The sequence below is a fragment of the Ectobacillus panaciterrae DSM 19096 genome (genome assembly GCF_000430785.1).
Taxonomy (GTDB): domain Bacteria; phylum Bacillota; class Bacilli; order Bacillales; family Bacillaceae_G; genus Ectobacillus; species Ectobacillus panaciterrae.
The window spans coordinates 165,667-175,420 of record NZ_KE387246.1; the positions used below are offsets into that span (position 1 = coordinate 165,667).

General features: G+C 36.9%; 10 protein-coding genes. 3 read left to right on the forward strand and 7 right to left on the reverse strand.

The features are described from left to right. Window positions 1-450: 450 nt before the first annotated feature. On the forward strand, window positions 451-966 hold the full coding sequence (locus tag H540_RS30725) for a hypothetical protein (protein WP_051317248.1): 516 nt from the start codon (window positions 451-453) through the stop codon (window positions 964-966). 222 nt (window positions 967-1,188) lie between these two features. Here the strand turns inward: H540_RS30725 and H540_RS0123275 are convergent, their stop codons facing one another. The 4 genes from H540_RS0123275 to H540_RS0123290 form a co-directional block, all read right to left on the reverse strand. Continuing rightward, on the reverse strand, window positions 1,189-2,478 hold the full coding sequence (locus tag H540_RS0123275) for a glycosyltransferase (RefSeq protein ID WP_028402600.1): 1,290 nt from the start codon (window positions 2,476-2,478) through the stop codon (window positions 1,189-1,191). Between the two features lie 181 nt (window positions 2,479-2,659). Continuing rightward, entirely contained in the window at window positions 2,660-3,277 is a 618-nt protein-coding gene (locus tag H540_RS0123280) for a sulfotransferase family 2 domain-containing protein (RefSeq protein WP_028402601.1), read from the reverse strand. 36 nt (window positions 3,278-3,313) lie between these two features. Continuing rightward, window positions 3,314-3,919: a sulfotransferase family protein gene (locus H540_RS0123285; RefSeq protein ID WP_028402602.1), complete on the reverse strand. Its 606-nt coding sequence runs from the start codon at window positions 3,917-3,919 to the stop codon at window positions 3,314-3,316. 109 nt (window positions 3,920-4,028) lie between these two features. Beyond that, complete coding sequence (locus H540_RS0123290) at window positions 4,029-4,874, reverse strand: DUF7164 domain-containing protein (protein ID WP_028402603.1); 846 nt, start codon at window positions 4,872-4,874, stop codon at window positions 4,029-4,031. Between the two features lie 449 nt (window positions 4,875-5,323). Here H540_RS0123290 and H540_RS0123295 point away from each other — a divergent pair, with 449 nt between their 5' ends. Beyond that, complete coding sequence (locus H540_RS0123295; protein ID WP_028402604.1) at window positions 5,324-6,070, forward strand: sulfotransferase family protein; 747 nt, start codon at window positions 5,324-5,326, stop codon at window positions 6,068-6,070. Window positions 6,071-6,377: 307 nt separating this feature from the next. Here H540_RS0123295 and cysC read toward each other — a convergent pair whose 3' ends face one another. Together cysC and sat are read right to left on the reverse strand one after the other, a co-directional pair. Next, the gene (gene cysC, locus H540_RS0123300) at window positions 6,378-6,983 is read right to left on the reverse strand and encodes an adenylyl-sulfate kinase (protein ID WP_028402605.1); all 606 of its coding nucleotides are present in this window, start codon (window positions 6,981-6,983) and stop codon (window positions 6,378-6,380) included. Window positions 6,984-6,987: 4 nt separating this feature from the next. Continuing rightward, window positions 6,988-8,124, reverse strand: coding sequence for a sulfate adenylyltransferase (gene sat / locus H540_RS0123305; RefSeq protein ID WP_028402606.1), 1,137 nt, complete (start codon window positions 8,122-8,124; stop codon window positions 6,988-6,990). 95 nt (window positions 8,125-8,219) lie between these two features. On the opposite strand from sat, the gene H540_RS0123310 reads away from it, so the two are divergent. Continuing rightward, entirely contained in the window at window positions 8,220-8,981 is a 762-nt protein-coding gene (locus H540_RS0123310; protein WP_028402607.1) for a sulfite exporter TauE/SafE family protein, read from the forward strand. A 190-nt stretch (window positions 8,982-9,171) separates the two neighbouring features. Here the strand turns inward: H540_RS0123310 and H540_RS34285 are convergent. Further along, on the reverse strand, window positions 9,172-9,754 hold a 583-nt coding region (locus tag H540_RS34285), incomplete at its 5' end, for a hypothetical protein (RefSeq protein WP_211241924.1).

The window sequence follows — 9,754 nt, forward strand, 5'->3', positions numbered from 1 at the left end:
ACGGAAATCCCCATCGGTATTCGACTGATGGGGATTTTATTTCACTTGGTAACGGATATTTTTGACTTCATACTTGTTCATAAAAAAACCCTTGAATCATGGCTAGATTCAAAGAGATAGGGAATGTTTCCTGATTTTTCCCAATCTCAAGCCAGTGTAATAAATGAGCGGGATCAAGGGGAATACACCTCTTTGTGTACCCATACAAAAAGAGTGCTGGTGACATAGAGTATAGTATCAATATCTAAGGAGGATTAAAGTAAATGGGATTTGTGACCGATTACGTAAATGAGAGCTAGGGAATCTCGTACGATATTCAGAGATGACTAGTAGGTGACAATGTCCATATTATATAAATCTTATAAACTAGGGATTCACTTGCAACATGAATCGATATTTTATGAAGTCGTACCGCATGATTTAATCATACAGAAAAGGAGAGGGATTATTATGGGATGTAAATGTAGTGGGCATTCTGGACATTTTGGGCATTCTGCAACAGGAAATTGTCCAATCATCAACCCCCGAACATGTTGTCAAATTGTTATTGAATTCAAAACACAGCTCGTTCCGCCTGCATTGGCCTCGGCAGACGTTACGACTAAGGTATTTTTCACGCAGCCTCCTGTTGTGGAAGATGTCTGCCCTGAAAAAGTCATCGTTTGCGGCACGGTAGCGAAACGAATTACGTACACAGCGGTGGATGAACAAGGAAACCAATGTCCGAAAGTCATTTGTGACGAAAGACCATTTCAATGTATCATTGACCGTGATGATGCAAATGAAGGAGACCCGTTCAAAGTTTGTGGATTTACCGTTTTATGTGAAGGTACACCAAGATTGCAAAATAGAGGAACTCGTCCAGGACGTGAAGGAATAGGCTCTGTCGATGTATTCTGGAAAGTTCTCGAAAAAGACATCGTCAAGGTGTGTATTAGAAAATTTAGTTGCGACGATTGTGAATAGTCTCTCTAAGTAAGCAATATGACAGTTGGAGCGACACGGACACAAGTTTATACGATACGCAGACGAATGGACCTATGTCCACTTTATTGACATAGGTCCATTTTAAGGAAAGGAACTTCTATCGGACTGTACCTATCTGCTTTTATCTTATCTTACAATTACGCCATGTAAAAAAATGTTGATTTTCACCCTTTTCGAACGCTTTTGGCGAAAGATTAACACTTAAAAGGGCTGCAGCATAGGTTTTAGTTGATTAAACCATATCCATTGAGGACTATAACGTTGTCTTGCCATTGTTTTCGCGTGGACTACGTGATTTTCACGCATTAGATTGGTAATAATTTCTGCATGTTCTTTCAAATATGCTTCCTCGGAAGGGTGGTATGTTTCGTGGGTATTATACCCAAAATTTCTTGCATCCCACTTCATAAAGTAAGAATTCAATACTTTTCCAACTTCCTCCAAAGCAGGAACCCTTTCATTCAATACAATGAAATTCCCTTTACTTGCCGCTTCTAAAACGGTTAGTCCAAACGACTCAGAAAAAGAAGGACATATAAAAAGATTAGAAAGGGAAAATAATTCTAAAACACCCTTTCTAGGGAATCCATTTTCAAAAGCTTTCATATCTGAAGTAAAAAACATATCATTATGTTCTAAACCGGATGCCGCTCCTTGTGCCTTAATTAAAGCTTTATATTGCTTAGTCCCGATATCCGCGCTTGGAAAATCGCAAAATATGACTTTCACCGTCTTTTCGCAGTTTTTCTTAATGGCCCCGCATAACGATGCGACTTTTTCAAATTTCTTTCCAGGTGTCAGTCTCCCCGGGTAAATGACAAGTATATCAGGGGACATTAAGTCAACTTCCTGTCCGAGCAGCTTGACTTCATCGCTCATGTAATTTAACAAATCAAGGCTGTTATTGACTGCTCGGCAGTTCCCTTCCGGAGCATTGTACTGTTTGGAGAGCGCAGAAATTCCTGATTGGGTAGGATAGATATATAAAGTATTAGGCATGGGCGTAAACCTTGCTGAAAACGGCCATTTAGGATTTGGGGGACGATTTACGGGAGCGGAATGTGTAAAAGCGATAAATTTGACATGCGGCAGCTTTTCTTGTGCTTTTCTCACCGCCACATTGTGGAGTAAATGCCAGCCTTGATAATGAATATCATGCATAATACATGCATCTACATCAGATAGTTTTGTTACCAAATCATCCGCAATCACATCCACTTCCTGATAAAAGGTATCATGTACTTTTCCACTGGCCTGTGTATAGTCTCTCCAATGTATTTGCTTGCCGTTGAGATGATTGGTCACTTTTCTCCATTCAATCCGTTCATCCAAGAAAATTCCGTGCCGCGCATCAAGCGGACAACTTTCACTTACAAGCATGATCGGCTGTTTATGATCATCCAACAACATCCTTATTTGTTCCGCTACAACATTTACTAATGAGTACGTACTATCTAAACCATTAAACATGGTTAGAAGCGCAACTTTCATTCGTCAAGCCCCCTTTTACGAACCCGTTGTTAAAAATATCTACCTTAAAATTTATATGAGTGTTTGACAAAATTATACCCGGTTGTAATCATCGGTCTTACTGTAAAAGAGCTTAACGCTTGAGATGCGTAGATTAGAAAGAGGCTGCGAATGGTCTAGCTAAGAAGTTAATGGAAGGGTTTCAATATTCATATCCGAGTAAATCAATTTCTTTTTTATAATAATGCTGGATTAATTCTTTTTGTTGTTTATTGTAAACCGTTCTATAATGTTGATGATTTTTCCTGAAGTTCCCTTTTGCCCTGGGCAGCCAGCCATCAAAAGGTAAACCGATTTTATTACAGATCATCTTCAAATCATTCTCTAAATTTTCATATTTTCCAATATAGTCAACGGCTAATTGATCATTAATCGTATATATAGGAAAATTATATGAAAGCTGGAACTCCGATGATTTTAAAAAATCATCGAAAGTAACAGTGACCGGATTACTCCTATAGTGATAAAGCGATATAACTTTGTCCCACGGGTTTCTATCAAAGCAAAACTTATAATATGAGTTCCATATTTCCTCTCCTATTAAATTCTTAACGTGTTTTGCCCTAATATGATTATAAAATTTCCCTTGATAGTTTTGTGGTTGTATTCCAAGCTTGGCCCTAATCTCCTCATCAGCAGGACTTATCGGCGTTATGATATCCTTATCACCGCAATATCTTGACAATGAAATTTCGATACTGGTGCCGGCTGTTTTTTTCGTTTTCAAAAAGATAAATTTATGTTTATGAGATATAATCATTTTGCTAGACTAACCTCCTCTTTACTGTTCGAGAGATTACGCGATTTTATATTCGTATAAATTACAAAAATTCTCTAACTCTAATACGATATCCTTATTACAATTTGCTTTTATAAAGGAGAACGTTAGATCAGGGTGGTTTCTTGCGTTTACTTTCCTCTCTATTTTTTCAACTGGTAATAATGATTCTTTATTTTCAAATCGCTTTAGAAAATAAAATAATTTTTCTTCTGGATTTTTATCGATACAAACTTTTAGATTAGGTCTTTGCAGTTCTATTTTTTTATACCAATCAAGAACACTTTTTACAGCTACTTCTACCCGATTTAAACCTTCCAAATTTAGATGTTTTTTACGGTAATCTAAACTTACCCTAGATGGATTTTCTGTAAAATAACTGCTGCTTATAATATCAAGAGGATGTCTCAAATTCATTATAATGTAGTCAAAGGTGAAATCTTTTCGGTTAAGAGTAAGGTCAGTATATACTTGATAATCATCCACTACAAGCATCCAACTGCTAATTCCATCCCTGCCCATAATTTCATGTCCAATTTGATACCCAAATTGCCGAAATAATTTCACCATAAATCCGGTACCGCTTCTTGGATGTCCTAAAACTAAAAATTTTCTATTTTCCATTTAAATTCAGCCTTTCATAAGTGACTTATTAACCAAAAGAAGTTAGATTCTTCTTGTCTAGTATTCTTTAGGTTATTTTAAGTAATGTAAGTTTTTAAAACACACTTAATTATTGAATATGGAAAAATTGTTTCGACTTTAAGGCTATAAACAAACAGTAATCTCTGATCCTATTTATATCTAAATGATCGGTACTCAAATCATCATATTTTCCCGCCGTAAATTGAAACTTAGAAAACATATTATTTGTATGCCAACAGTGTATGTGCGGATGATTATCGATTGATTCTAATGAGGCACTACCATAATCAAGTCTCTTTGGGTCTATTGTAATTTGATCTACAAAATGGTTAGCTGCAATTTCACAACCGTACATTGACGCAACCCCCCGATACCAGCTAGGCCATTTTCCCTCATCACCCTTAAATTCTTCTGTCAAAATATGAGCTGTAATAGTTGTCGCGAGTTTACAAACTTCTCTTACCAACCAGCCATTACCGTAATGAGTCGATCCTAGATTGTGAAGCCCTTGATGACGCAAATGAAATTGTGATGAGATTCTTTTTAAATTGGAGCGTGTTTTTTCATCGTTTACATAACCGCCTCGTCCTACAGTATAGAAAGCAGGGTAAAAGGAATTCCATGCGGGTGTTAAAAATGTGTCCGCATCGGTTCTCAGAATATAATCGTAATGCTCTAAAAAAGCTGCTTGCTCTCCCGCTAAACAACTAATTGAATTAATAAATCGATAACGGAGAAATTCAGGAGGATTACTGGCTAACTCACATTCAACTTTTATACAGTCATCCGGAATTTTTTTTAAGGCTTCCTTTGTTCCAAATACAACAAGATCAGTATCATTCGATTGTATATATTTTAGAGAGGTATATAAGCAACCCAATTGAAGCAATAAATGTTTATTATCCTCTACAAACACTACAACAGCTCTCCGCATTTCACACACCCTTTTTAAATTAATGTACAGAGAAGATATAACTAGAAATAATCTAAAGATTGTTGTGTTTCAAAATGTTCCTAATGTTATTTATATGAAGATGGAAATGGAAGGGTGTACAAATTGGATGGAAATGCCATTTCTATAAACAAACTTGAACCTAGATTTTGCATTTGAAAGCTAATTCTCGCTGTTACTTATGGTAAGATTCCCCTAATCATTTTAACAACGGAAGTGAAGAAAAATGAACAAGCCACCTATCGAACACTAAAAATATATTCACATATAATGTTATCGTATATATTTGTCAACTATGAAGGCATACCAGCATCATGCACAATAAGGAATGATCTAATATACCAATTACTCCTTTTATTTTTTGTATCGCAATGTAAATGTTATATTTTTTTGGTATAACAAAAAATCAAAAATTTCATAGGGGGAAAACCGTGAACTCGAAAAAATTTGTATTCATTTGTGGTCTACACCGAAGCGGCACGACCATTTTATCTAAATTACTTAGGGAACATTATGAAGTAAGTGGTTTCCGTAATACAGGTTCGCCGATGGACGAAGGACAACATTTACAAACAGTATTCCCGCCGGCAAAGCGATTTGGTGGACCGGGTGTTTTCGCTTTTGACCAAGCCTCTTATTTGGATGAACACTCTAATTTAATTACACCTGAAAACAAAAATAAATTATTTTTTGAATGGGGAAAACATTGGGATTTGTCCAAGCCTATCTTGTTGGAAAAGTCACCTCCAAATATAATTAGAACCCGCTTTCTACAGGAGATGTTTCCGAACTCCTATTTTATTGTAATTAAAAGACATCCTGTCGCTGTTTCTTTAGCCACAAATGCTTTTTCAGGGAGAAATATAGAATTGGAAAAGTTAATTGATCATTGGATTTTATGCCATAAGCAGCTGGAAACAGATCTGCCACTACTAAAAAACGTCATTATAATTAAATATGAGGAATTGGCGGCTAATCCAGAAAATATATTACAGTCAATATCTAATTTTATTAAATGTAACCCTATCGACGTCGCACTTCCAATCAATTCAAACACTAATGAGAAGTACTTAAAAAAGTGGATGGAATTACCCGCTACTAAAAGAGCTAATATAGTGAATAAGTACGAAAGGGAAATAAATGCTTTTGGATATAGCTTTAAAGAATTTTTTAAGTAGAACACCGTAGATTCATCATTAACTTCTTTAATATTTGATTTTACTAGATTTCTCATGATGATTCATTTTCTGGAAGCTGACGGGGAAGTATGTTTTTTATGTTTCCCCGTCAGCCTCTTTCTATATTTTTCAAAAGAAATTTGCCCCTCGATTTTCAGGGAATACATAAAGCCAGCCTGCATCAGTGCAAACTATTCACAGTAAACGTTTTAACTCTGAGATCACATCCCTGAATAAAATTAAGTAGGATGTGAACTCAGAGTTAAAAATAAAATCAACAATGAACTTTATTTCATTAAACAAAATACTAAATATATCTTTTATCCATCAAATAGCTAATGATTTGATCCGTACAACTGTCTATTGACATACTCTCCGTATTGACGGTTATTTCAGGAGAAACTGGGGCTTCATAGGGTGAGGAGATACCAGTAAAATCGGTAATCTCACCCTTTCTTGCTTTTTTATATAAGCCCTTTGGGTCTCGTGTCTCACAAACCTCTAACGAACATTTTGTGTATATTTCAATAAACTCGTCCTCTTTTAAAAGATCTCTTACCTTTTGACGGTCTTCTGTATATGGAGAAATAAAAGCGGAGAGGACAATGATTCCACTGTCAACAAATAGCTTGGCTACTTCACCGATACGTCTTATATTTTCTTTTCGATCTTCCTCCCGAAAGCCTAAATCTTTGTTTAACCCGTATCTTATATTATCTCCATCTAATAAATAAGTAGAAATCCCAAGAGAATGCAGCCTTTCTTCCACTTTATTCGCTAAGGTTGACTTGCCCGAGCCTGATAATCCTGTGAACCATAGGACACAACTTTTTTGGCCGTGTAATTTCTGACGGTCTTCTTTTGTTATCGCCGTTTCGTGCCAAATAATATTCTCTTTTTTTGGTTTGTCCACGTGCTTATTCCTCCAAACTTAGTCCTTTTATTAAAGTATCAATTACTTCGGGACGGCTGAATTCCATCGGAGGTCTTTCTCCGTTTCTTAACATTTCTCTCACCTTTGTTCCAGACAAAATGAATCGATCCGTTTCATCATGCGGACATGTCTTTGAAGATGCCATTGCATGGCATTTTTTACAATAAAAACTATGTTCAAAAAAGAGCGGAACAATTTGTAATTCATCTTTTTTAAAACGGTTAAAAATTAATTGAGAATCATAAGTACCATAGTAATTTCCGACTCCGGCATGATCGCGGCCGACAATAAAATGTGTGCAGCCGTAATTTTTTCTTACAAGCGCATGGAAGACGGCTTCCCGGGGTCCGGCATAACGCATGGGGGCTGGAAAAGCGGCTAACATCGTATATTTTTCAGGATAATAATGTTCGATTAACACTTCATAACTATCCATTCGAATATGTTGCGGGATATCATCTTTTTTCGTCTCACCGACCAATGGATGAATCAAAAGGCCATCGGCCGTTTCAAGAGCTGACTTTTGAATATATTCATGGGCGCGATGAATAGGGTTGCGTGTCTGAAAACCAACAACCTTCCCCCATCCCCGTTTATCAAACTCTGCTCTAGTATCTATTGGGTCCAAATAATACTTTTCAGCCACTTTTCTTTTTGGACGTTTCATCATCGTAATCTTACCGCCTGCATAAATCCCTGATTGTTCATAAAGCTTTGCCACTCCGGGATGGTTGTGATCGGTTGTTCCATAAACGTATTCAGCCTCTATTTTTTTATCTGCTTCATATATTTCTTCAATTTCAATAACTCCATAAACGTTGTGGCTATGAACAAGTTTCACTTTAGAACCATGATGGATGGATTGTGCTTCTTTAGTGGAAATCGATAATGTAATAGGAAGCGCCCAAGTCAAACCGCTTTGCAAGCGCATATGATAAAGTACATTTTCATAATCTTCTTTCCCCATGAATCCTTGAAGAGGACTAAATGCGCCAATAGCTATACATTCTAGATTTGCAAGAGTAAACTCATCTATTTCGATTTGCTGCTCGATATCATCTACATTCAAATTGGGATTAAAACGATTGATTAATTGACCGCCGTGGGGGGATATTGCCATTATTAAACATCACCTCTATTAGTAGTTAAAATCTATTATCTCTATAGAGTATGATGCTTTAAAAAAAATGACTAGACATTTGAGGTGAATAGGAAGTGAGTATTGAATTTGTTTTTATCGGATTGCTGGTCGGATGGCTCGTTGGAATGACAGGGGTCGGCGGAGCCGCTTTGCTTACCCCGTTATTGATTTTTATGGGCATTCATCCAACGATCGCCATCGGCACGGACTTTGCCTATAATTCAATTACAAAAATGGTTGGGGCCATCCAACATACGAGACAAAAAACGGTTCATTTTCAACTGGTAAAATATTTGGCCATCGGGAGTATACCGTCTGCTGTTACGGCCAATATACTATTTTATTTGTTTCTAGCTGACTACTATAATGAAGAGTTTGTGAGGCTCTTGCTGGGTTCTATTCTAATGATCATTTCCACTATTACATTGATTCAAATGACTTTTGGTCGTCATTCAGTTAACCGTTGGAAAGTAAAGCCATTAGAAGAAAAACGGCATCTGACCATCCTGGCGGGAGTCATCATCGGAGCCATCGTAGGAATCACTTCGATTGGATCGGGAAGCCTTTTTGCATTGTTTATCTTATATGTTTACAATATGAAATCTTCCGAATTAGTTGGTACAGATGTCACTCATGCTTTTTTGCTTACTTCCATTTCAGGCCTCCTGATGGCCGGATTTGGACACATCGATTATTTCTTAGTGGGCAATCTTCTATGCGGATCCATTCCAGGAGCGATCATCGGCAGTAAACTTACAACAAAGATGCCGTCGAACTATATACGTATTTTCATTATTGTGATCATTTTCATTAGTGGAATGAAACTAGTTTTTTAGAGTGGAACACTTTTTAATGAAAGAAATAATCATGAAGAGCAAAATAAAAGATTTACAATGATGAATGATGAATTCATCCAAACCATTATTACTCTAAGGACATACTATATTTGAGGAAAGAGGGAAAATGTGATAAAGATCAGGTTTTTTCTTTTTTCACATTAAATTTTATTGAAAAGGAGTGTAAAATTTATATGTCAGTAATCGCAATTGTTATGGGAGATGGTCCATGTCCAGGTACCCAACTTTTACAAGCTACCGTTACAGTAAGCATCATACAGAGCGGACCAAATGCCGGTTGCGCAGAAATTGTAGTAGCCAATAGTCCGAGTCCGCTGAGTACAGGTTTCATAGGTTCCTTATGTTTAAATGTGAATAATCCGGGTCCATTTACCCAGGTGTCCGGTCCAGGACCTGAAGGCCCTCTAAGTGGCGGGAATTGTCCTGGTGGTTGTCTCCCGAATGCCAGTATTGTACAAAAATTTGCAGGTCCAGCAGGAAGAATTAATCCAGGTGAGACGGGGACATTTATTATTTGTTCCACTACAGCGTTTACGGAGGCACAGTTCCAAAGCGTTGGATTACATTTCCAAGGTATCCAGGGCTGTCCTTCAGGTAATGATAGTATTTGTTTAAGTGCTCTTTTTACTCCTGTAACAACATCAACGACAACATCAACAACGACAACATCAACAACGACTTCTACTACATCAACGACAACATCAACAACGACTTCTACTACATCAACGACAACATCAACAACGACTTCTACT

What these genes read in the sequence shown, in the direction of transcription:
- H540_RS30725 (WP_051317248.1), top strand. Translation starts at nt 451, where the DNA reads ATGGGATGTAAATGTAGTGGGCATTCTGGACATTTTGGGCATTCTGCA.
- H540_RS0123275 (WP_028402600.1), bottom strand. Translation starts at nt 2,478, where the DNA reads ATGAAAGTTGCGCTTCTAACCATGTTTAATGGTTTAGATAGTACGTAC.
- H540_RS0123280 (WP_028402601.1), bottom strand. Translation starts at nt 3,277, where the DNA reads ATGATTATATCTCATAAACATAAATTTATCTTTTTGAAAACGAAAAAA.
- H540_RS0123285 (WP_028402602.1), bottom strand. Translation starts at nt 3,919, where the DNA reads ATGGAAAATAGAAAATTTTTAGTTTTAGGACATCCAAGAAGCGGTACC.
- H540_RS0123290 (WP_028402603.1), bottom strand. Translation starts at nt 4,874, where the DNA reads ATGCGGAGAGCTGTTGTAGTGTTTGTAGAGGATAATAAACATTTATTG.
- sat (WP_028402606.1), bottom strand. Translation starts at nt 8,124, where the DNA reads ATGGCAATATCCCCCCACGGCGGTCAATTAATCAATCGTTTTAATCCC.